Annotated in this window: 17 protein-coding genes and 1 pseudogene; 13 read left to right on the forward strand and 5 right to left on the reverse strand. The window is 64.4% G+C overall.

Features of this window, described 5'->3' with window-relative positions; all coding sequences use genetic code 11:
- The first annotated feature begins 21 nt into the window (after positions 1-21).
- The 6 genes from F4Y72_05435 to F4Y72_05460 all read left to right on the forward strand — a co-directional run bounded on the left by F4Y72_05435 (position 22) and on the right by F4Y72_05460 (position 9,403).
- Entirely contained in the window at positions 22-3,057 is a 3,036-nt protein-coding gene (locus F4Y72_05435; protein MXZ27731.1) for a TonB-dependent receptor, read from the forward strand.
- Positions 3,058-4,362, forward strand: coding sequence for a DUF255 domain-containing protein (locus F4Y72_05440; protein ID MXZ27732.1), 1,305 nt, complete (start codon positions 3,058-3,060; stop codon positions 4,360-4,362). It abuts the gene before it with no gap.
- 281 nt (positions 4,363-4,643) lie between these two features.
- Positions 4,644-4,826 carry a hypothetical protein gene (locus tag F4Y72_05445; GenBank protein ID MXZ27733.1) on the forward strand — a complete coding sequence of 61 codons (183 nt, stop codon included), beginning with the start codon at positions 4,644-4,646 and terminating at the stop codon, positions 4,824-4,826.
- Between the two features lie 30 nt (positions 4,827-4,856).
- Complete coding sequence (locus tag F4Y72_05450) at positions 4,857-5,603, forward strand: Plug domain-containing protein (protein ID MXZ27734.1); 747 nt, start codon at positions 4,857-4,859, stop codon at positions 5,601-5,603.
- Positions 5,591-7,891: a TonB-dependent receptor gene (locus tag F4Y72_05455; GenBank protein MXZ27735.1), complete on the forward strand. Its 2,301-nt coding sequence runs from the start codon at positions 5,591-5,593 to the stop codon at positions 7,889-7,891. The genes F4Y72_05450 and F4Y72_05455 overlap by 13 nt, the downstream gene beginning before the upstream one ends.
- A gap of 147 nt (positions 7,892-8,038) precedes the next feature.
- Entirely contained in the window at positions 8,039-9,403 is a 1,365-nt protein-coding gene (locus F4Y72_05460; GenBank protein ID MXZ27736.1) for a hypothetical protein, read from the forward strand.
- Between the two features lie 140 nt (positions 9,404-9,543).
- On the opposite strand, the gene F4Y72_05465 is transcribed toward F4Y72_05460, so the two are convergent.
- The 3 genes from F4Y72_05465 to F4Y72_05475 are packed head-to-tail and all read right to left on the reverse strand — an operon-like array spanning position 9,544 to position 12,511.
- The gene (locus F4Y72_05465; protein ID MXZ27737.1) at positions 9,544-11,298 is read right to left on the reverse strand and encodes a cation acetate symporter; all 1,755 of its coding nucleotides are present in this window, start codon (positions 11,296-11,298) and stop codon (positions 9,544-9,546) included.
- The gene (locus F4Y72_05470; protein MXZ27738.1) at positions 11,298-11,546 is read right to left on the reverse strand and encodes a DUF4212 domain-containing protein; all 249 of its coding nucleotides are present in this window, start codon (positions 11,544-11,546) and stop codon (positions 11,298-11,300) included. The genes F4Y72_05465 and F4Y72_05470 overlap by 1 nt, the downstream gene beginning before the upstream one ends.
- Positions 11,547-11,590: 44 nt before the next feature.
- Entirely contained in the window at positions 11,591-12,511 is a 921-nt protein-coding gene (locus F4Y72_05475; protein ID MXZ27739.1) for a 2-dehydropantoate 2-reductase, read from the reverse strand.
- Between the two features lie 50 nt (positions 12,512-12,561).
- On the opposite strand from F4Y72_05475, the gene scpA reads away from it, so the two are divergent.
- From scpA to F4Y72_05500, 5 genes and pseudogenes are all read left to right on the forward strand, one after another.
- Positions 12,562-14,724, forward strand: coding sequence for a methylmalonyl-CoA mutase (scpA, locus tag F4Y72_05480; GenBank protein ID MXZ27740.1), 2,163 nt, complete (start codon positions 12,562-12,564; stop codon positions 14,722-14,724).
- Between the two features lie 14 nt (positions 14,725-14,738).
- On the forward strand, positions 14,739-16,262 hold the full coding sequence (locus F4Y72_05485; protein ID MXZ27741.1) for an acyl-CoA carboxylase subunit beta: 1,524 nt from the start codon (positions 14,739-14,741) through the stop codon (positions 16,260-16,262).
- 2 nt (positions 16,263-16,264) lie between these two features.
- Positions 16,265-18,235, forward strand: a pseudogene (locus F4Y72_05490) (acetyl/propionyl/methylcrotonyl-CoA carboxylase subunit alpha).
- Complete coding sequence (gene meaB, locus F4Y72_05495) at positions 18,232-19,461, forward strand: methylmalonyl Co-A mutase-associated GTPase MeaB (protein MXZ27742.1); 1,230 nt, start codon at positions 18,232-18,234, stop codon at positions 19,459-19,461. The pseudogene F4Y72_05490 and the gene meaB overlap by 4 nt, the downstream one beginning before the upstream one ends.
- 30 nt (positions 19,462-19,491) lie before the next feature.
- Positions 19,492-19,869 (forward strand): DUF423 domain-containing protein, encoded by a 378-nt coding sequence (locus tag F4Y72_05500; GenBank protein ID MXZ27743.1) that lies wholly within the window; start codon positions 19,492-19,494, stop codon positions 19,867-19,869.
- A gap of 1 nt (position 19,870) precedes the next feature.
- Here the strand turns inward: F4Y72_05500 and F4Y72_05505 are convergent, their stop codons facing one another.
- Positions 19,871-20,911: an ACP S-malonyltransferase gene (locus F4Y72_05505; protein MXZ27744.1), complete on the reverse strand. Its 1,041-nt coding sequence runs from the start codon at positions 20,909-20,911 to the stop codon at positions 19,871-19,873.
- Entirely contained in the window at positions 20,838-22,094 is a 1,257-nt protein-coding gene (locus tag F4Y72_05510; protein MXZ27745.1) for a valine--pyruvate transaminase, read from the reverse strand. Before F4Y72_05510 ends, F4Y72_05505 begins: the two co-directional genes overlap by 74 nt.
- A gap of 69 nt (positions 22,095-22,163) precedes the next feature.
- Here F4Y72_05510 and F4Y72_05515 point away from each other — a divergent pair, with 69 nt between their 5' ends.
- Both F4Y72_05515 and F4Y72_05520 read left to right on the forward strand, forming a co-directional pair.
- On the forward strand, positions 22,164-22,880 hold the full coding sequence (locus tag F4Y72_05515; protein ID MXZ27746.1) for a DUF2064 domain-containing protein: 717 nt from the start codon (positions 22,164-22,166) through the stop codon (positions 22,878-22,880).
- Complete coding sequence (locus F4Y72_05520) at positions 22,880-23,560, forward strand: glycosyltransferase (GenBank protein ID MXZ27747.1); 681 nt, start codon at positions 22,880-22,882, stop codon at positions 23,558-23,560. The genes F4Y72_05515 and F4Y72_05520 overlap by 1 nt, the downstream gene beginning before the upstream one ends.
- Positions 23,561-23,564 lie beyond the last annotated feature (4 nt).

The raw sequence follows: 23,564 nt of genomic DNA on the forward strand, positions 1-23,564 counted from the left end.
AACATTGCAGAGGTGGGGACCATGACAAGAATAAAGCGATCTCAATATCCGTCGGCGAGAACATTGCCGGTCCTGCTGTTGGCCGTCCTTGCCCTGGCGGCGATCGGTACCCCGGCGCTGTCCCAGGAAGTGCTGTCGCTCGATATCGAACCGCAGAGTGCGGGTTCGGCGCTGGTAACACTGGCCGAGTTGTCCGGCATGCAGATCGTGCTCTCGGAGGGAGCTGGGGAGAAGGTCGATGTGGAGGGGCTGCAGGGCGATTATCGGTTCGAAGATGCATTGGCGGCCCTATTGACGGACACCGGCCTGGAATACCAGTTCGCCTCGGAAAGAATGGTAGTGGTCCAGGTCGTGGACCAGGCTGAGCAACCGGGTGCGGCCGAGCAGGACGCTGACGAAGACGATGAGCAGCCCATGGAACTTGCGGCACAGGTGGTAACCGGATCCCGGTTGCGCGATACGCTGAGCGGCGCACCGGTGTTCGTGCTGACGCGCGAGGAAATCGATCGACGCGGACTGGGCTCAGTGGAAGACGTGGTTCGCTCGCTGTCGCAGAACTTCAGCGACGTCAATGCCGGGGCCGCGCGCGACAATTCGATCAACTCGGTGGACGCCATGGGCCAATCGATGGTCAACCTGCGGGGATTCGGCGAGCAGGCCACGCTGGTGCTGGTCAATGGACGGCGCTGGCCCCAGGCGTCCAGCTTCGGGAACGGAGGGGTGAACATCAACGGGCTGCCGTTCAGCGCCATCGATCGGGTGGAGGTTCTCACGGACGGCGCTTCCGCGATCTACGGCGCCGACGCCCAGGCCGGCGTGGTGAACTTCATCCTGCGCGACGACTACGAAGGCGGAGAAACCTCCGTTCGTTACGATATGGGCGCCCACGAGGGCGACGTCAGGCGCCTGTCGCAGAACCTGTCCGTGGGCTGGACTGGCGGCCGCGCAAACCTTTCCGTCAGTTATTCAGAAAACGCCGCGATCGACAACCCCAAGGCGGGATTCACATCTTCCGATTTTAGCGGCCGGGGAGGCAGGGACAACCGAAATCAGCCGGGCAGCTTCTTCCATCTCGGCCAGCCGGGGGTAGTGGGGTACGGAATCCCAAGGGGCTTCTTCAACATCGTTATCGTCCCACTCGGCGCGTTGCCCCAAGGGGATGACGGCACCAACGGGGTCTTCTCCAGGCTTTCGCCTGCCAATCTCGTTCCCTGGGACAATGCCGCGACGAGCGCCGCGGAGAACACCTCGCATAACGAAAACACCCCCGGGCACCTGATGGTGAACCAGGAAGTCCTGAACGGCTCGGTGGAGTTGTTCGGTGAATTCACCTTCTCCTATTCGGACTCCTGGGCACATCGCGGTTCGGAATGGTACGCGGGGGCCGTGCCGGCCAGCAATCCCTACAACGACATACCTCCGCATCCCTTTTTCCCAACGGTCGTTGCCTATTCGTTTGCGGGCGAGGTCGCCGCGGGCATCATGGACCCCGTCAGCAACGACAGCGATCAGAACAATCGCCGGCTGACCCTGGGATTTCGTGCGGAGCTTCCGTTTCGCGACTGGGTTGCGGATTTCTCGGCAAGCCGCGGCAAGGAAGAATCGTGGTACCTCTACTACAACATCGACCCGGACCTGCTGGCGGAGCGGATCGCCGGCGTGGACTCCGCGGGAAATCCGCTTCCGATCGAGCAAGTCATCAATCCCTTCGGCAACGGCACGGCCCAAAGCCCCGCGGCGGTGCAGGACCTGGTCAAGCCGCTTCTTGACATCGAAGGCCCGGCGGACGCCAACTGGAATTATTCCCGCCAGGACGACCTTGTTCTTTCCCTGAACGGCACTGTTTTCAGCCTTCCGGGAGGCGACGTTCAATTGGCCATTGGCGCAGAGTCCCGGACCGAGCAACTGGATTATTCCGACGACCAGTCCCGCGGCGCGATCATTACCGTGCCGGATCCGGAACGCGACGTCACCTCCTTCTTCGCCGAGTTGGGCGTGCCGCTGATCGGCGCGGCCAATCGCATGACAGGTATCGATTCCCTGGGCCTCAAGATGGCGCTGCGCAGCGATGAGTATTCCTTCTCCGGTCCTTTCGGAGGGCCCGGCTCTCCTCTTTCGGAAAAGACGTTCGATCGCGTTTCGCCGAAGATTGAGCTGGCCTGGTATCCCGTGTCCGAGCTGAAGATCGGACTGACATGGGGCGAGTCCTTTGTGCCGCCTACTTCAAATAACCTCTTTCGCAGGGAAAACGGACCCTTTTCCTTTGTTCGCCTGATCGATCCGGAGAACCCGGACCGCGGCCTCCAGATTCCAAACACGTATTTCACGGGCAATCCGGACTTGGAGCCGGAGATATCCGAAACGCTGAGCGTGGGATTCGAGTGGACGCCCAGTGGGATGCTGGACGGCCTGTCCGTCAAGATCGCTTGGTTCGACACGGAGTTCAGCGACAAGTTCGGATCGGGGACCTTGCTGGCGTTCAACAACCCGGAACAGCTCTTCGGGATTCCCGGCACAGTATTCCGGGATGCCCAGGGCAATATCGAACGCCTGAACCTGTTTACCGTCAACCTGGCCGAGCGATACAGCGAGTACCTGGATGTCTCGTTGCGATACCAGTTCGACACCGCACGATGGGGGTATTACACGGTTGGCGCGAACGCGACCTTGAATGCACAACTCCAGGATGTCGCCACCCCCGGCGCGGAGCCCACCGACCTGCACGGCACGCCGGGCGGTCCGGAACGCTGGAAGGGATACGGGTACATCAACTGGGCGCAGGGTAATGCGACCCTTAACCTGACCGCGAACTACTCCAGCAGCTATGAAGGCCTGACGTTTTCGCCGCAGGAGCGGGTCGAAAACTACCTGACATTCGATCTGACCGGCAGTTACGAGTTCGGCGACAGCGGCTGGAAGGTTTATGCGGGCGCCCGAAACATCACCAACAAGGAGTTCCCGTTCTTTGACTCCTCTACGCCCTGGGACCCGCGCCGCGTGGATCTGCGCGGACGCGTCGTTCACCTGGAGGTCCGCAAGAGCTATGATCTTTTCTAGATGGTTGCCATGTTGCTATTCCGCACTAGACAAATGAAAGGAATCTGCGCGGCCGTGCTGGGGTGCCTGGGGCCGACCATGGCCCTGGCGGGCGGCATCGAGTTCTTCGAGGGCGGTTTCGAAGAGGCGCTGGCCCGCGCCGAAGAAGAAGACAAGCATGTCTTCGTGGACGTGTATGCGACCTGGTGCGGCCCATGCAAGGTCATGGACGCGGTGGTTTTCCCGCGCGACGACGTAGGCGAGCACTACAACGCGAACTTCATCAACCTGAAGCTCGATGCGGAGGACGAGTCGATCAACGGGCCGGCCATTTCCGAGCGCTACGACGTCGGGGCCTACCCCACCTACCTCTACCTGAATCCCGACGGATCCGTGGTAGGCCGCGCCCTGGGCGCACTTCCGGCGAGCCTGTTCGTGCAGGTTGCGGAGCAATTGACCGGCGGTCTCGATTCCGGATTTGCCGAGCTTGAGGCCCGCTACGAGCAGGGCGAGCGCGATCCGGAATTCGTTCAGGCCTACCTGTGGGACGCGCAGGTTGAACTGGCGCTGTTCGAGGGCGACGTCATGCAGCGCTACCAGCGCAAGACCGCGCTCGAGAATGCCGCGGACGAGTATTTTTCGTCCCGGGATTTCTCCGAACTGATCAATCCGCGCGACTTTGCGCTCATTGCCTGCTACAAGGAAAAGAAGCCGCGCGGCGATGCGCTGGTGGAATACGTCATCGACAACTACGACGCCTTTCTCGACGTGGCGGCGGAGATTGCGCTGGCCCGGCTGGTGCTGGAAATCAATTTCTACGCCGCGCAGGAATCGGCGCAGCAGGGCGACGAGCAGTATCTCGCCTATCTGGGGGACTTGAGCGGGTCGCTGAAACGCGCCGCCGACTACATTGCGAAACTCGAGCCGGACAGCGAACTCCTCCACGACTCGATGGCCCCTCAGTTTCGGGGCGAATACCTCGCAGCCGCCGGACACTGGGACGACCTGCTCGCGTATATCGAAGAAACGCTTGCCCAATCCGGCTCGGACAGGGTCCGGGCCCTGCGAATGGCAAGTCACTGGCTTGGCCGGTCGCCGGAGCCGCATCACAAGGCGCTGTTGCTGGCCTACACGCGCGAGGCGTACGAACTGGCGCCCGACGATTGGAGCACTGCCTTCAGTTACTCGATACAACTGATCGCGGCCGATCAAACGGAACAGGCACGGGAACTCCTGCAGGCGGCGCTGGACGGTCTCGAGGGCAAGGAAGGCGTCGCAAACTTCCGGGAATTGCTGCGCGGACAACTGGATCGCATCACTCAATAGCCGCAAGCACTGCCTGGCCGCCACCCGCGAGTCTCGGCAGCTACCGGGGGTTCGGCACGCGGCAGGCGGCGGACGCAGGAGTCCTGGTTGGGGCGTTTTCTACGCTATCGTCCACATTTCTTCGCGCGAGAGACCGGGGCGGAAACGCCTGGTTGGGTGAATTTAACGTAAACTACAACCGGCTGAAGGGGTATCGACCGGCTTCCATGGATCGATACCACGATTGGCGCAGCGGAACGCTTATGTTCTACCGGGAGCCGCTGGAATAGGTCATCGAGGAGTTGAACCGCTATTCGCGCAAGGAGATCCGGATTGAAGACGCCGCGGTCCGGCACTTGAGCGTGTACACCACGGCGAGCATTCAGGAGATCGATTCCGTGCTGGACGGACTCGAAATGCTGCTGCCGATCGAAGTCACTCGCTATTACGACCGGATCGTGATTCGCGGTACGCCCGAGCCATAGGGCGAGGAAACCATTCAAGAGGAAAAGACGATGAAGAGTCGATTGCAATACCAGACCCCAAGCGCATTGACCATCCTGCTGTTGGCCGTGCTTACGGTGGGAGCGGTCCGTGCGTGGGCGCAATCCGAAGAGGTGCTGACGCTCGATATCGAGCCGCAGAAAGCCGGTTCGGCATTGATGACGCTGGCGCAGTCCTCCGGCGTGCACATCATGCTGGAGGAGGGGGCCGGCGCCCGCGTCGACGTGGAGGGCCTGAAGGGCGAGTATCGGTTCGAAGACGCGCTGGCGGCCCTTGTGACCGATACCGGCCTGAAATACCAGCACGCCTCGGAAAACATGGTGGTGGTCCAGGTTGTGGAGCAGGCTGCACAACCCGATGGGGCCGAGCAAGCCCCTGCCGATGAAGATGAGGAGCCGTTGGAGCTTGCGCAGCAAACCGTAACCGGATCCCGGTTGCGCGACACCCTGAGCGGCGCCCCCGTGTTCGTTCTGACCCGCGAAGAAATCAACCTGCGCGGACTGGGTTCGGTGGAAGACGTGATTCGCTCGCTGCCGCAAAACTTCAGCGAGGTCAACGCGGGCGCCGCGCGTGACAACTCAATCAACTCGGTGGATGCGATGGGTCAATCCATGGTCAACCTGCGGGGTTTCGGCGAGCAGTCCACGCTGGTGCTGGTCAATGGACGCCGCTGGCCTCAGGCGTCCAGCTTCGGGAACGGAGCGGTGAACATCAATGGGCTGCCGTTCAGCGCCATATTGAGCGAGTGGAGGTCCTGACGGACGGCGCCTCGGCCATCTACGGCGCCGACGCCCAAGCCGGCGTGGTGAACTTCATCCTGCGCGACGACTATCAGGGCGGAGAAACCATGCTGCGCTACGACATGGCCGCCAATGAAGGCGACGTCAGGCGCATTGAGCAAAACCTGTCCACGAACTGGGACGGAGGACGCGCAACACTCTCCCTCAGTTACTCGGAGAATGAGGCGATCGACAATTACAAGGCCGGCTACACGACCTCGGATTACAGCAGCCGTGGAGGCAGGGATAACCGGCTGCAGCCGGGCGGGATCTTCTATTACGGCCAGCCCGGCGTTGTGGGATACGGCATTCCACTGGGCTTTTACAATATCCTGATCGCTCCCCTCGGCGCCTTGCCGCAAGGCGACGATGGCACCAGCGGAGTCTTCTCCAAGCTTTCGCCTGCCAACCTCGTGCCCTGGGACTCGGCCGCGATGGGTACCAGCGAGAACACCTCGCACAGCGAACGCACATCCGGACACCTGACGGTAACGCAGGAATTCCTGGACGGTTCGCTGGAGTTGTTCGGAGAATTCACCTTTGATTTTTCCGACTCCTGGGCGCATCGCGGCGCCGAGAGGTATTTGGGCGCGGTTCCTTCCACGAATCCTTACAACGACATCCCGCCGCATCCTTTCTTTCAGACGGTTGTTGCCTATTCGTTTGCGGCGGAATACGCCGCGGGCCTGATGGACCCCGTCAGTAACGACAGCGATCAGAACAATCGCCGGGTCACGCTTGGATTTCGCGCGGAACTGCCTTTTCGGGACTGGATCGCCGACTTTTCCACCAGCCGCGGCAAGGAAGAATCGTGGTACCTGTACTACAACATAGACTCGGACCTTCTGGCGGAGCGCATCGCCGGGGTGGATTCCGCCGGCAACCCGCTGCCTATCGAGCAGGTAATCAATCCGTTCGGCAACGGCACAGGGCAAAGCCCGGCAGCGGTGGAGGGTCTGGTAAAACCGCTTATCGGCATCGACGGCCCGGCAAACGCCAACTGGAATTTCTCCCGCCAGGACGACTACAACCTGACCACCGACGGCAGTCTGTTCAAGCTGCCGGGCGGGGACGTGCGGATCGCGCTCGGAGTCGAAAACCGCACGGAAACGCTGGACTATTCCGCCGATCAGTCGCGCAGTACGATTTTCTCCGTAACCGACCCGGAACGCGAGATCTTTTCCTACTTTGGTGAAGTGGGCATCCCGCTGATTGGCGACGACAATCGCATGGCCGGCGTTCATTCTCTGGGCATGAAGATGGCGTTACGCAGTGATGAGTATTCCTTTTCCGGTCCGTTCGGAGGGCCGGGATCGCCCTATACCGAAAAGAAGTTTGATCGGGTTTCGCCGAAAGTAGAGTTGGCCTGGTACCCCGTATCCGAACTGAAAGTTCGCGCTTCGTGGGGTGAGTCGTTTGTCCCCCCGCAGTCATCACGCCTGTTCGGGGTCGAAAACGGACCGTTCAACTGGCTCGCCCTGGTCGATCCCGAGAATCCACAACTCGGTCTTCAGTTCCCGAACGCGTACTTCACCGGCAATCCGGACCTTGATCCGGAGATTTCCGAAACCCTGGCCGTGGGGTTCGACTGGGCACCGGGCGGAATGCTGGAAGGATTGTCCGTAAAGATTACCTGGTTCGATACCGAGTTTGCCGACAAGTTCGGTTCGGGCTTCACGCTGGCTTTCGACAATCCGGAACTGTTCTTCCAGATTCCCAATGCCGTCATCCGGGACGCGCAGGGAAATATCGCGCGTGTAAACCTGTTTACCGTGAATCTTGCCCAGCGTTTCAGCGAGTACCTGGACGCTTCGGTGCGGTATCGGTTCGATACCGACCGGTGGGGGGAGTTCACTGTGGGCGCGGACGCGACCTTCAATGCAAAGCTTCAGGATATCGCGGCCCCCGGCGCGGATCCCAATAACCTGCATGGCACTCCGGCAGGGCCGGAGCGCTGGAAGGGGTATGGCTACATCAACTGGGCACAAGGGAATGCGACCCTGAACCTGACCGGTAACTATTCGAGCAGCTACGCGGGAGCGAGATTCTCGCCGCAGGAGCGGGTCGAAAACTACTTGACGTTTGATCTGACCGGCAGCTATGAGTTCGGCGACAGCGGCTGGAAGGTGTATGCGGGTGCAAGGAACATCACCAACAAGGAGTTTCCGTTCTTCGACGGTTTCTCGGCGCCATGGGACCCGCGCCGCGTGGATCCGAAAGGACGCATCATTCACCTGGAGATCCGCAAGACCTACGACATTTTCTAATTGCTTGTCATGATGCGATTCGGGAATTGCTGCGCGGACAACTGGATCGCATCGCGGAGTAGTTGCTGCGTTTTTGCCGCTCGCGTGTCCCTGCGGCCAATAGGCTGTACACTTCGCAGCCAACAGTCGCAAGATTCTTGGTGACCTATGCGGGCTGCATTATCGAAACACGCCGGGGCGCGCGTGAGATCAGGGGAGGCAGGGACTTCCCGCCGCCCGGCACTCCGCTCCATGGCGCTACTGCCCCTTCTGGCGGCCCTGATTGCGCCGGCAGCGCAGGCTGTCGACATTGGCGAAGCGGTGGCCGGCGGCAAGACCTCGCTGGGATTTCGCTATCGCCTGGAGACCGTTTCCCAGGACGGAATCGACGAGGACGCGGCCGCTTCGACGGCCCGCGCGCGCCTGACCTGGAATTCGGCCGAATCCGACTCGTTGTCCTTCGGGATCGAGACGGACTACTCGCTGATTCTGGGCATCGAGGACTTCAACTCGACCACCAACGGCAAGACGCGATACCCGGTAGTGGCCGACCCCGACGGGTTTGATCTGAACCAGGCGTTCGTGAAGTTCAAGGAAGAGGATTTCACCGTTACCCTGGGCCGCCAGCGAATCAATCACGGGTCGCAACGGTTTATCGGCGGCGTGGCCTACCGGCAGAACGAGCAGACCTACGACGGCCTGCGGTTGCAGACGAATGTGGGCGCTCTCGACATTGACTATGCCTTTATTCACAACATCAACCGGATTTTCGGTCCCGGCGACGGTGCCCAGCCGGGCGACTGGTACGGGAATTCCCACGCCTTCCGCGCAACTATTGCGGCCTGGCCGGGCCATACGATCGCCGGATATGCGTATTTGTGGGACCTCGAGAACGACAACGGTCCCGGCAATTCCAACGCGACCTACGGGGCCGAATATCAGGGAGTCTTCAACCAGCTGACCGTTACCGCCATGCTCTCCAACCAGAGCGACCATGGCGACAACCCCCTGTCCTACGAAGCCACCCACTACCTGTTGCAGGGCGACCTCAAACTGGGCGGTATCAGCATTACCGCGGCGTACGAAGTGTTTGGCAGCGATACCGGCTCAACCGATGACCCCGAAAAGTTCGCCGCCACGCGATTCGGCGGCCTGATGGTGGACCTCGGTTCCAATCGCCACCTGGCTTCCCTGCGCTTTCCTGCGGCAACGCTCCACAAGTTCCAGGGTTGGACCGACAAGTTCCTCATCGCTCCCGCCACGGGTCTGCACGATGCGTGGGTGAGCGTATCCGGCAAGGTGGGAGAGGCGACCGTCACGGGCGTATATCACGATTTCCGGTCGGACGTTACGCTGCTCGATGCGGTGTCGGGCCGGCCGTTGCTGGATAACTACGGCAGCGAGATCGGGCTCTCGGTTACCTATCCTCTGCGGGACAACCTGGGGCTTTTATTCAAGATTGCCCGCTATTCCGCGGACGATTACGCCACCGATACGACCAAGGCGTGGCTGATGTTCGACTGGAGGTGGTAGCGGGGAGTCTTTTCGTGCTTCCTCCCCCTTCGTTCGCCCCACTCCTCGTTGGAGACGCCATCCTGGCTCGATTCTCGCTGTCCCTGCTCCAACGCTCCCACGAGGAGTGGGGCGAACGAAGGGCTTTGGCTGGCGCGCGCTTAGCTGCCGCTGCCTGAGGGTACGCGGATGCGGCGTACCAGTGCCTGGACGGGCGCCGGGGGCGCCGGGGTCAGGGCGCTGACCGCAAGGGTGACGGCCAGGTTGATCGCTGCGCCTACGGCGCCGATGCCTTCGGGGGAAATGCCGAACAGCCAGTTTTCGGGGACGTTGGCGGCGAGCGGCTCGACGAAAACGCCCTTGAACCAGATGATGTAGCCCATCGTGAAGATCAGTCCGGACAGCATGCCGGCAACGGCTCCCTGCTTGTTCACGCGCAGCGAAAGGATGCCGAGCAGGATGGCCGGGAACAGTGATGCGGCGGCCAGGCCGAAGGCCAGGGCCACCACTTCGGCCACGAACCCCGGCGGGTTGAAGCCCAGGTAGCCGGCCAGCAGCACGGCGACGCCGGCGCTGATCCGGCCCGCGCGAAGTTCGGCGCGTTCCGAAATGTTTCGCGCGAACACGCTCTTGATCAGGTCGTGCGATACCGCGGCCGATATGACCAGCAGCAGGCCCGCGGCCGTGGACAGCGCCGCGGCGATGCCGCCGGCCGCCACCAGGGCGATGACCCAGTTCGGCAGCCCGGCGATTTCGGGGTTGGCGAGCACGATGATGTCCCGGTCCACCGTCAGCTCGTTGCCGCGCCAGCCCTGCGCCTCGGCGCGTGCGGCGAACTCCGGGTTGGCGTCGTTGTAATACTGGATGCGTCCGTCGCCGTTCAGGTCCTCGAAGCGCAGCAGTCCCGTATCTTCCCAGGTGCGGAACCAGCCGGGGCGTTCCTCATAGCGCAGGTTCGCGGTCTCCTCGAATACCGGACCCGTCTGGATGGTGGTCGTGAGGTTGAGGCGTGCCAGCGCGCCCACCGCCGGTGCGGTGGTGTAGAGGATCGCGATGAAAAGCAGGGCATAGCCGGCCGAGACCCGCGCATGGCGCACCTTGGGCACGGTGAAAAAGCGCACCAGCACGTGCGGCAGTCCCGCCGTGCCGATCATCAGCGCAAGCGTGATAAAGAATATGTCCACGGTACTCTTCGAGCCGGCGGTAAAGGCCGTAAAGCCGAGGTCCGTGACGATGCGGTCCAGCGTGGTCAGCAGGCTTGCTCCGCCGTTAACGACATCGCTGCCGAACGCGACCTGCGGCACGGCCACGCCCGTCACCTGCAGCGAAATGAATACGGCCGGTACCGTGTAGGCGAAGATCAGCACGCAGTATTGCGCAACCTGCGTATAGGTGATGCCCTTCATCCCACCCAGCACGGCGTACAGGAACACCACGCCCATGCCCACGGCCAGCCCGACGCTGATGTCCACGTTCAGAAACCGCGAAAACACGATGCCCACGCCGCGCATCTGCCCCGCTACGTAGGTAAACGAGATCACGATCAGGCAGATTACGGCTACCACGCGGGCGGCGTCGGAGTAATAGCGCTCTCCGATAAATTCCGGCACGGTGAACTTGCCGAAACGGCGCAGGTAGGGCGCCAACAGCAGCGCAAGCAGCACGTAACCGCCGGTCCAGCCCATGAGGTACACGGAGCTGTCATAGCCCAGGTACGCAATCAGTCCGGCCAGCGATATGAACGAAGCCGCCGACATCCAGTCGGCCGCCGTGGCCATGCCGTTGGCCACCGGATGCACGTGCTTGCCGGCCACGTAGAAATCGCCGGTGCTGCGCGCCTTCGACCAGAACGCGATACCGATGTACAGCGCGAAAGACAGCCCGACGACGATGTAGGTGAGCGTCTGCAGGTCCATCAGTCTTCGCTCACCCGGTGCTTCTTGTCGATGCGCCCCATCAGGATGACGTAGACGAAGATCAGCACGAGGAAGCCGTACATGCTGCCCTGCTGCGCGAACCAGAAGCCCAGCTTGAAGCCGCCCAGCGTGAACCGGTTGAGCACGTCCACCAGCAGCACGCCGCAGCCGAACGATATGGCGAACCAGACCGCCAGCAGGATCGCGATCAAGCGGATGTTCTCGCCCCAGTACGACAGCTTCCTCATTCCTCCGCCCCGTCAATCACAAGCCCGGCTAGTGTACCGGCGCTTCAGACACCATCGGCAAGCGGCAACAGCTCGTTATAGATGGCGGTGTGGAGGGGCGTGGAAACCCCGGTTTGCTCGCCCATGCGGTGGATCGCCCCGGACAGCCACTCGATCTCCAGCGGACGGCCACGCTCGAGATCAGTCAGCAGCGAGGCCTTGCCTCCGTGAGCGAACACGTTCCTCAGGGTGGCGCGCGTTTGCGCCTCGATGTCATGCGGCAGAGGAACTGCAAGTGCGCGCGCCACGGCCAGCGCCTCCTGCATGGCGATCTCCAGCAGCCACGGCATCGCAGGGTTGCTTGCCATCGCGTCGAAGCCGCTGCGCATCGCCACGTTTATCGAGCTGGAGCATGCCACCATCAGGAATTTAAGCCACAGCATGGTTTCCATGTTGCGGTGAACTTCGCCAGCGATGCCCGTGGGCGCCAGCGCGTGCTCCAGGCTTCGCAGCCGTTCGCTCATTTCGCCCGAGGGTTCGGCGAGATTGAGCTGTAGCGTTTCGCCTTCGCGCAGGATCACGCCGGGTTCCAGCAGCTTGGCGACGACCTGCACGGTCCCGCCCAATACCCTGTCCGTTGGCAACAGCGCCGCTGCGGTTTCCTGCGCGTCCAGCCCGTTCTGCAGCGTGACGACGCTGCCGCAGGACGCGAGCCATCCGGCATGAGTTTCGATCGCGTCGACCAGGTCGTAGCGCTTCATGCAAAGCAGAACCGCCTCGGCGGGCGCCTGCCCGTCGGGATTCGACGTCACGTTGATACCCTCGGCGTAAAACGGTAAACGCTCGTGCTTCACGGTGAGCCCGCGCTCGGCAAGGGCGCGGGCGTTGTCGCCGCGGGCGATGAACAGAACGTCGTGGCCGGCCCGTAAAAGAGCCGCTCCGAGGCTGCCGCCGACGCCGCCCACTCCGATGATTGCAAGGCGCATGCGGGCTATACTGCCCGTTTTTGCGCAGATTCAAAACTCCTTATTTCCCAATGAAAAAGCGCGAAGCGAACGGATCACTCTCCAGCTTGCCGCCGGACTGGGCGGCCCGGGCCCGAAAGGAGCTCAAGGGCGCCGACGCCGCGGGCCTGATCTGGGACACGCCGGAAGGGATCCCGGTCAAGCCGCTGTACACGATCAAGGATCTTGAGGGCTTTCAACACATCCGCAGTCTGCCCGGCGCGCCGCCATACGTGCGCGGGCCGCGCGCCACCATGTATGCCGGCCGGCCCTGGACCGTTCGCCAGTACGCGGGCTTTTCCACCGCCGAGGAATCCAACGCATTCTACCGGCGCAATATTGCCGCCGGCCAGACGGGCCTGAGCGTCGCCTTCGATCTGCCGACGCACCGCGGTTACGACTCGGACCATCCGCGCGCCCTGGGCGACGTGGGCAAGGCCGGGGTGGCCATCGATACCGTCGAGGACATGAAGCGCCTGTTCGACGGCATTTCGCTCAAGGACATGTCGGTGTCCATGACCATGAACGGGGCGGTGCTGCCGGTCATGGCCATGTACATCGTCGCGGCGGAAGAGCAGGGGGCACGTCTCAAGGACCTGTCGGGGACCATGCAGAACGACATTCTCAAGGAGTTCATGGTCCGCAATACCTACATCTATCCGCCGGGCCCGTCCATGCGGATCGTGGGCGACATCATCGCGTTCAGCGTCCGCAACATGCCGCGCTTCAATCCCATATCGATTTCCGGCTACCACATGCTGGAAGCGGGCGCCACGGCGGTTCAGGAACTGGGCTATACGCTGGCCGACGGCCTGGAGTACGTCCGCGCGGCCATGAACGCCGGTCTCGACGTGGACGAGTTCGCTCCGCGGCTGAGTTTCTTCTTCGGCATCGGCATGAATTTCTTCATGGAGGCGGCCAAGCTGCGGGCCGCGCGGCTGCTTTGGGCGGAGCTGATGCAGGAGCGGTTCGCGCCGGGAAATCCCCGCTCGCTGATGCTGCGTACGCACTGTCAGACTTCCGGCGTGAGCCTGACCAGCCAGGATCCGTACAACAACGTGATTCGCACGACGGTCGAGGCTCTGGCGGCGGTGCTGGGCGGCACGCAGTCGCTGCACACCAACAGCTTCGACGAGGCCCTGGCTTTGCCGAGCGATCATTCGGCGCACATCGCGCGCAACACGCAGCTCGTCCTGCGCGAGGAAACCGGCGTCACCCGCGTTGCGGACCCGCTGGGAGGTTCGTACTATGTGGAGAGCCTGACCGCCTCCCTGGCGGCGGGAGCCCGCGAACTGATCCGCGAAGTCGAGGACCTGGGCGGCATGACGCGCGCGATCGAGGCCGGGGTGCCCAAGCTGCGCATCGAGGAGGCGGCCGCGCGCCGCCAGGCCCGGATGGAGCGTGGCGAGGATGTGGTGGTAGGGGTGAACCGCTACCGGGTTGCCGACGAAGCCGAGGTTGAACTGCTTGATATCGATAACCGCAAGGTCCGGGAAAGCCAGTTGCGGCGGATCGCCGAGGTCCGGTCGCAGCGCGACGAGCAGGCCTGCCGGACTGCGCTTGCAGGGCTGCGCGAGGCGGCTTCGCGGGAAGGGACCGAACTCGTTGCTCCTGCGCTGGAAGCAACCCGTAGGCGGGCCACCGTCGGGGAGATCTCGCTTACGATGGAAGAGGTGTTCGGCCGGCACCGGGCCGTATCGCAGACGGTGAGCGGGGTGTATTCGCAGGCCTATGAAGGCGATGAGGAATTCGCCGCTCTCCAGAAGCGCGTGCGCGAGTTCGGGAAACGGGAAGGACGCCGGCCCAGGATCCTGGTGGCCAAGCTCGGCCAGGACGGGCATGACCGGGGCGCCCGGGTCGTCGCATCGGCGCTGGCCGACCTGGGCTTCGACGTGGACATCGGGCCGCTGTTTCAGACGCCCGGTGAGGTTGCCCGGCAAGCGGTGGAGAACGACGTCCACCTGGTGGGCATTTCCTCGCAGGCGGCGGGGCACCGGGAGCTGGCGCCGCGCATGATCGAGGCGCTGCGCGCCGAGGGCGCGGATGATGTGCGGGTCGTGATCGGCGGAATCATTCCCAGGCAGGACCGCAAGCTGCTGGAGGAAGCGGGGGTGGCGCTGATATTCGAGCCCGGCGCCAACATTACGGCAGCCGCAAGGGACATGCTGGCGCTGCTGGAGGGAGACGGAGAGTGAGTGAGCGTGCCCGAATGCTCCAGCGGCTGGAGGAGATGCGCGCGGCCTCGCGCGCCGGGGGCGGCGAGGCGCGGGTCAAGCGGCAGCATGAACGCGGCAAGCTGACGGCGCGCGAGCGCCTGGAGGTGCTGCTCGATGCCGACAGCTTCGACGAGTGGGACGCCTTCGTGGAGCACCGCAGCAGCGATTTCGGCATGGACAAGCAACGCATCCCCGGCGACGGGGTGATATCCGGGCATGGCCACATCAATGGCCGCCTCGTGTTCGTGTTCAGCCAGGATTTCACCGTCTTCGGCGGCTCGCTGTCGGAGACCAATGCCCGCAAGATCTGCAAGGTCATGGAGCAGGCCATCAAGGTGGGGGCGCCGATCATCGGACTGAACGACTCCGGCGGCGCTCGTATCCAGGAGGGCGTGGCCTCGCTGGGCGGCTATGCCGACGTTTTTCAGCGCAACGTGCTGGCTTCGGGCGTGGTCCCTCAAGTCTCGCTGGTGATGGGACCCTGCGCCGGCGGCGCCGTGTATTCGCCGGCCATCACCGATTTCATCTTCATGGTGCGCGGCACTTCGTACATGTTCGTGACCGGGCCGGACGTGGTGAGGACGGTCACGGCGGAGGAAATCACCGCCGAGGAGCTGGGCGGGGCGGACACGCACAATTCCCGCTCCGGCGTTGCCGACCGGGCGTTCGACGACGACGTGGAGACCCTGCGCATGGCGCGCCTGCTGATGGGTTACCTGCCGGCAAGCAACCGCGAGCGGGCCCCGGCGCGTCCCACCGACGATCCCGAGGACCGGGCCGAGCCTTCGCTCAACAGCCTGGTACCCACCGATCCGGCCAAGCCGTACGACATCAAGGAACTGATTTACAAGGTAGCGGACGAGAGCGAATTCTTTGAGCTGCAGCCCGATTACGCGCGCAACATCGTGGTCGGCTTCGTGCGCATCGCCGGAGAAACGGTGGGAGTGGTGGCCAATCAGCCCGCGGTTCTGGCCGGATGTCTGGACATCGAAGCCTCCGTCAAGGGCGCGCGATTCGTTCGCTTCTGCGACGCTTTTTCGATTCCGCTGCTGACGCTCGTGGACGTGCCGGGCTTCATGCCCGGATCGCAGCAGGAATACGGCGGCATCATCCGCCACGGCGCCAAGCTGCTCTATGCCTACGCCGAGGCCACCGTGCCCAAGGTGACCGTGATCACGCGCAAGGCCTACGGCGGCGCCTACGACGTGATGTCATCCAAGCACCTGCGCGGCGACGTGAATTTCGCCTGGCCCAGCGCCGAGATCGCCGTGATGGGACCGCAGGGAGCGGTGGAGATCATCTTCCGCAAGGACATCGGCGACGCGGAGAAGATCGCCGCCCGCACCGAGGAATACCGGCGCAAGTTCGCGCACCCGTACGTTGCAGCCGGACGCGGCTACATCGATGACGTGATCGAGCCGCGCGTGACCCGCGCGCACCTTTGCCGTTCCTTCGCCATGCTGCGCAACAAGCGCATCAGGGACCCCTGGCGCAAACACGGCAACATCCCCCTTTGAAGAAGCTGCTGATCGCCAACCGCGGTGAGATCGCCTGCCGCATCATGCGGGGCGCGCGGGCACTCGGCATCCGAACCGTGGCCGTCTGTTCCGACGCCGATTCCGAGGCCCTCCACACGCGCACGGCCGACGAGGCCGTCCGCATAGGGGGCCTGACCGCGGCCGAGAGCTATCTCGACGTGGAAAAAATCATTGGGGCCTGCAAACAGTCGGGCGCGGACGCCCTGCACCCCGGCTACGGGTTTCTTTCCGAAAATGCCCGTTTCGCCGCGGCGGTGGAGGAAGCCGGCATTGCCTTCGTCGGACCTCCGGCGGAAGCGATCCGGCTTATGGGGGACAAGCTGGAGGCCAAGCGCATCGCCGCCGCAGCCGGCGTTCCCGTGATTCCCGGCCGCCCCGAGGCTATGGAAAGCGCCGATGCCGCGGCCGAGGCGGCCGCGGATATCGGCTACCCGGTATTGCTGAAGGCCCAGGCCGGTGGCGGCGGGCGCGGCATGCGGATCGCGCGCGACGAAGCCGAGTGCCGGGCGGGATACGAGCAGGCCGTTCGGGAAGCCGAGGCGGCGTTCGCCGACGGGCGCGTATTCGTGGAGAAATACCTGGAGCGCCCGCGCCATATCGAAGTTCAGGTTCTGGCCGACGGCCACGGTTCGGTGGTGCATCTTGGAGAGCGCGAGTGCTCGATCCAGCGCCGCTATCAGAAAGTCATCGAGGAGGCGCCTTCGCCGTTCGTGACGCCGGAAATGCGCTCGGAGATGGGCGAGGCCGCCGTTGCACTGGCGAAGGTGATCGGCTACCGCTCCGCCGGCACCGTCGAGTTCGTGGTTGACGCGTCGGGCAGCTTTCACCTGCTGGAAATGAACACCCGGCTGCAGGTGGAGCATCCGATCACCGAGTGGATTGCCGGCATCGACCTGGTGCAGTGGATGCTGCGCATTGCCGCGGGGGAAGCGCTGGATTTCACCCAGGACGATGTCGAACTCAACGGCTGGTCCATGGAAGCCAGGATCTGCGCCGAAGACCCCGAACGGGACTTTCTGCCCGCGGCAGGCCGGCTGGTTCGCTGGCTGCCGCCCGCGGCCGGCCCGGCGCTGCGGCTGGACGCCGGGGTGGAAGAGGGCGACGAGGCTTCCGTTTACTACGATTCGCTGGTCGCGAAGCTGGTGGTCTACGGACGGGACCGGGACCAGGCGGCCTCGCGGCTGGCCGCCGCGCTCGATAATTTCGCCGTTGAAGGACCGGCTACGAACGTGCTTTTCCTGGCTTCGCTCGCCCGCCACCCACGGTTCGTCGCGGGCGATCTCACCACGGCCTTCATCGCCGAGGAATATCCCGAGGGCTTTCGGCCGGGCGCCGATTGCCCGGCCGCGCTGGCGCAGTTGCTGGGCGCCGTGACGGTCCTGGCCCAGGATCGCGCCGCGCGCCTGATGCCGGAGGAGTGGACGCAGGCCGTGCTGCTGTCCGATGGCGAGGAGATGCCGCTCAAGAGGAAGTGGGAGAACGGGCGTTTGAGCGTTAGGTTCGGACGACGGGTTTATCGGCTGGAGAGCGGCTGGCGCCCTTACGAGCCTGTCGTGCGGTGCAAGGTGCGCGTTCCGAAGGCTTCCGGCCTGGCCGGGGACGAATTGTTTTTCGTCGTCCGGCGCGAGGGACTGCGCGTCACGGTCTCGCATGCGGGCGCCAAGCGTGAGTTCGTGTACCTGCCGCCGCGCTCGGCCCGGCTGAAGGGTCGCATGGCGGCCCGCCCGGCGCATCTGGGCGTCACCGCGCTCAACGCGCCGATGCCCGGCGTGCTGACGCAGTTGCAGGTGGCGGAAGGCGACGAAGTCAAGACCGGCCAGGAAATCGGGGTCATCGAGGCCATGAAAATGGAAAACAGCCTGCGTTCGCCCCGCGACGGCCGCATCCGGCAAGTCGCCGTGAGTCCCGGCGACAACCTGGAGACCAATCAGTTCATACTGCGGTACGAATGAGCGGGCAAATCGAAACCCTGGCCGAAGGCGTGCTCGCTGGCGATCGCCGCAGCCTGGCGCGCGCGCTGACCCTGGTGGAGTCGGAGCGCGGCGTTGACCGGGATGCGGCCAGCGAACTCATCGAGCGACTTCAGGCGGCATCCGACCCGGCCAGGAGAATCGGGATCACGGGCCCGCCCGGCGCGGGCAAGTCCACGCTGATCGAGCAGCTTGGCCTGCGCTTCGTGGAGGCCGGCAAGCGCGTGTGCGTGCTGGCCGTCGATCCCACCTCGTCACGCACCGGCGGCTCGATCCTGGGGGACAAGACCCGGATGGCCGAACTGGCGCGCAAGGCCGGCGTGTTCATCCGGCCCTCGCCCACCGGCGACGGCAGCGGCGCCCTAGGCGGCCGAACGCGCGAAGCCCTTACGGTGCTGGGCAGCGGTCCCTTCGATTACGTGGTGCTTGAAACGGCCGGCTCGGGACAGGCGGATACCGACGTCGCCGGGATGGTGGACGTGCTCGTCCTCTTGCTGGCGCCCGGCGGCGGGGACGAGTTGCAGGGCATGAAGCGCGGGATTCGGGAACTGGCCGACCTGATCGTCGTAAACAAGGCCGACGGCGAAACGCGTCAACTGGCCCGGTCCACGGCGTCCGACTACGCGCGTTCCATCCCCGCGGCGGGGCACGACGCGGTGGTCAGTTGCTCGGCGCTGGAGGGGACCGGCCTGGATGAGCTCGCGCACCGGATCGCCGATCTGGCCGACTCGGCGCAGGCCGGGCAGGAGGGGGAGCGCGCGCCGGACCGCGATGCATCGGGCGCAATCGGCCGGCTGAACCACGTGGCGCTGGCCACGGTGGACGTTGAGGAAGCCGCCGCCTTTTATCGCGATGTGCTGGGCGCCGAGGTTTCGGTACCGAAGTCGCTGCCCGAGCATGGCGTCACCACGGTCTTTGTCAGATTGCCCAACGGCACGCTGGAGCTGCTGGAACCGTTGGGCGACGATTCGCCGATCAGCGGATTCCTCAAGCGCGCAACGGCCGGCGGGATGCACCACATCTGTCTGGAAGTCGATGACGTCCTGGCGGCGCGTGACCGGCTGCGCGAGCAGGGTGTGCGCATACTGGGCGACGGCGAGCCCAGCATCGGCGCGCATGGCCTGCCGGTGCTGTTCCTGCATCCCAAGGACTGCTTCGGGGTGCTGATCGAGCTGGAGGAACGTGCTAGGGTTGGCTCCGGGAAATAAGCCGGGGCCGGCGAAAACGAGGAGGTCCTGATGCCGCGGGTATTCATGCTGTTGGCGACGCTGCTGCTGGCGTCATCCGTTTTTCTTGCAGCTTACGCAACGCACGGTCTTTTCGAGGCCGGCGCTGCCGTCTCGGAGGTGCGTGCCTGGGACTGGGCGAACCAGATGCATGTGGCGCACTCCCTGGGGTTGCTGGCCGTCGGGTTGATGCTGCGTCGCAGCCCGGACATCGTGTTCTACAAGGTAGCGGGATGGCTGCTGATCGCGGGCATGGCCGTGTTCTCGGGAACGATATACATGAAACTGCTCGGAGGCCCCGACTTTGCCCCGCTCACTCCTTATGGCGGGATTATGCTGGCGGTCGCCTGGCTCAGCGCCGCCGCCGGCGTCTGGCGCGACCTCCGCTAGCTTAGTTCAGGGCCAAGGCGTCGTCGGCGTTGATGACGGCGCTGATTTCGGCCTCGTGGCCGGCGGCGCGGCAGTATTTTTTCAGGATGCCCTGCAGGTTCGGCCGCTTCTCCGCGGGCGTTTCGCCCCGCCCGATCCCGCCACCCAGTTCCAGGAATGACGACACGCCGTTCTCGACCGCCCACTGCATGCAGCCGACCCAGTTCACCGGGTTGATGAGCTGAAAGAAAAGCCGGGTCCGAACGGCGTCCGGCGCCGCATCGTGCGGCCGGGCCGTGTAGTTGGACAGCACCGGGAACCGGGGAGCGCGGAACACCGTGCGCTTGAGCACGTCGCGGAACTCCCGCGCCGCCGTCACCATGAGATACGTGTGGAATGCGCCCTCCGTGGCCAGCGGCGTTCCCCGCTTGCGCGGATAGTTCTCCGCCAGGTCGGCGGCAAGTTGCTCCAGGTCGGCCTGCGTGCCGCCCACGACCGTCTGGGCCGGCAGGTTCAGGCCGGCGACCTGGCAGCAGTGCCGGTCGGCGAGCTGCCGCGCTTCCTCGGCGTCCATGGCAAGCGCCAGCATGCCGCCTTCGCCGTATTCGCCCATCAGCCGGCCGCGCTCGCCGACCAGGCGCAGCGCGTCGTCGAATGCCAGCGCCCCGGCCGCAACCAGCGCGCTGTACTCGCCCAGGCTGTGTCCGGCCGCGGCCTGCGGCGTCAACTCGCCGCCCGACTGCGCTTCCGTCACCCGCAGGCAGGCGATCGAATGGGTCAGCAGCGCCGGCTGCGTATAGCGGGTCAGCCCGATCTGCCCTTGCGGGTCTTTGAAGCTGAGTTCCCGCATGTCGTAGCCGAGCGCCTCGCCGGCCTCGTCGTAAACCTTGCGGGCCGCGTCGAAGGCCTCGTATAGATCGCTCCCCATGCCGGCGTACTGGGCGCCCTGGCCGGGGAATACCAGCATTCCCGTGTCCATGAGTGAAGTCTCAGGCTGCCTTTGCTTGCAGGCGGGAAGCTTCCTCGCCGATGATGCTAAGTCCTTCGAAGACCGAGTCCGCATCGCCGCAGACGTTGACGCGGATGCATTCGCGCTCGTGGGTCCAGGGCTCTTGCAGGCCGGGGAAGAATTCGTGGCCGGAAAGAATCATCACGCCACGCGATCGCAGGCGCCGGTAGAGGGCCCGGTTGTCGTTCAGCCCCGGGAACCACAGCCACAGGAACATCGAGCCTTCCGGCTTGTGGATGTAGTAGTCGCAGTTCGTCAGCGTTTCATGGCAAAAACCCACTGCGTCCCGGATCTTGCGCTGGTAAAACGGCATGATCAGTTCGCGGCTGATCCGCAGCAGTTCGCGGTTCTCCAGCAGCGGCGCGACCAGCGCGGCGCCCGCGGCCCCCACCGCCAGTTGCGTAAGCGCGTTCACGCGCCCCATGATTTCCGTGACTTCCTCGTTGGCCACGACGATCCCCGTGCGCAGCGCCGGAAGACCGATCTTGGACAGGCTCATCGTAAGTATGGTGTTGTCGTTCCACTCGGGGCGCTCATTGACGTAGATCATGCCGGGGAAGGGGAAGCCGTAGGCGTTGTCCACGATCAGCGGCACCTCCCGTTCCCGCGCCACTTCATCGAGCCGGGCGAGTTCCGACTGGCGAATCACGTTGCCGGTGGGATTGGTGGGCCTGGATACGACGATCGCGCCGACGTCCGCGACTTCATCCAGCCCTTCCATGCGCAGGCCGTACTTGAACTGACGGTTGGGGAGCTTGCGGATGATCGAGCGGCGCGAAGCGACATCCGCATCGTCGGAGAGCAATCCCTTGTAGCCGATGTATTCCGGGCACAGCGGAATGATGATCCGGCGCCGTTTGCCGCCCGGGCCCACGCCGCCGAAGAGGTTGAAGAGGTAATAGAAGCAAAGCTGGCTGCCCGGCGCCAGGGCAATATTCTTCGCGGTCAGGGGCCAGCCGTATTCCTCGCGCAGCATGTCGGCCAGCGCTTCGCGGAACCGGGTATCGCCCAGCGGCTCCGAGTAGATCGACGCCATGTTGTCGAAACGGTCGGAGTCGGCGGCGATTTTGGCCAGTTCGGCGCGGAAAATTTCCCTGACTTCGGGAATAATGGCCGGGTTGCCGCCGCCCAGCCGATACACCTTGTCGACTCCCGGAATGGCGCACGACATGTCTTCCATCAACTCCTTCGCGCCGCTGTGGGCATTGAAGGTCCTGACAAAATTGGAGTACTGCATCAAATGATCCTGGCCGGTTCGCTCGCGTGTGGATTATGAACTAGAAAGTGTACTGATCTACCATCGGATATGAGTCTATTCAGGCTGAATTCCAGCATAGCACAGCGGCGTGATTGCGCGCTCGCGCTGGTGTTTCGCCGCCCTCGCGAGCGTCACGGCAAACGCCGTCTGGCGGCATCCCTGGAGGAACGGGCCGTCGTGGAGCTCTGCCGGCTGATGCTGGACTGCGCGCTGGAGGACCTTCGGGGTTGGCGCGGCCCGGTCGTGCTGGTCCCGGAAGATCGCGACGATCTTGACTGGGCGCGCTCCTTGCCGGCGAGGCGACCGGACCGCCCGGCGCCCGTCACGGTGCTTGCGCAGGGCGCAGGCAACCTGGGCAGGAGGCTGGAAAGGCTGGACCGGGCGCTCGACGCCATGCAATTGACACGCCGGATCTATATCGGCAGCGATGCGCCGGCGCTCAAGCCGCGGCACTACCGGCGCGTCATCGCCGGCCTTGCCACGCACGACGCGGTGCTGGCGGCCGCCCGCGACGGCGGCGTAACGATGATGGCCACGCGTCGGGGCTGGCCTCAACTGGCGCGTCTTCCCTGGGGCACGCCGGGCCTGGCCCATGCATTAAGCGCCGCCTGCCGCAGGACCGGCCGCCCGGCGCTTGAGATTCCCGGCGGATTCGACGTGGATCGCCGTTCGGACCTGGCGACCCTGGCCCGGGCGCTGCGCGGCGACGCGAGGCCGGCGCGGCGCGAGCTGCATCGCTGGATCGCGAGGAACCGGCTGGCCTGATGGACGTTTCCGTCGTCATCCCCGTATACCGCGACCGGCAGGCGCTGGAACGCATGCTGCAGGCGCTCGCGGGGCTCGATCCGCGGCCTTCGGAGGTCATCGTCGTGGATGGCGGAAGCGAGCCGGAGATCGAGGCGCTTTGCGCAGGGGCGGGCTGCCGCTACCTTGCGTCCCGCGCCTGCCGCGGTGAGCAGATGGACCGCGGCGCGCGAGCGGCGGCCAATGAGCTGTTGTGGTTTCTGCATGCCGACAACTCGCCGCGGCCGGACTCCATTTCCGTCATTCGCGCGCACATGCGCCCGGGGACCGTGGGCGGCTGGTTCCGATTCGTTTTCGAAGGCGAGCGTTGCTGGCAGGCGCGGCTGTTGGGCTTTCTGATCAACCTGCGTGCGCGAACGGGAACGCCGTACGGCGATCAGGGGCTCTTCATGCGCCGCGATGCCTACCGGCAGGCCGGGGGCTTTCCCCCTCGCGCGCTTTTCGAAGAACCTCCGCTCGTAAAGCGCCTGCGAAAATCGGGCCGGTTCGCACCGGTGCCGGCCGTCCTGGGCGTGTCGGCCCGGCGGTGGAAGCGTGACGGGTGGTTCAGGCGCAGCCTCGGGAATCGGCTGCTGGCGCTGGCGTATGTCCTGCGCCGTTCCCCCGATGACCTGGCGCGGCGCTATTTTCGGCGCGGTTAGCGCG

It is taken from the genome of Gammaproteobacteria bacterium, from assembly GCA_009838035.1.
Taxonomy (GTDB): Bacteria; Pseudomonadota; Gammaproteobacteria; order Steroidobacterales; family Foliamicaceae; genus Foliamicus.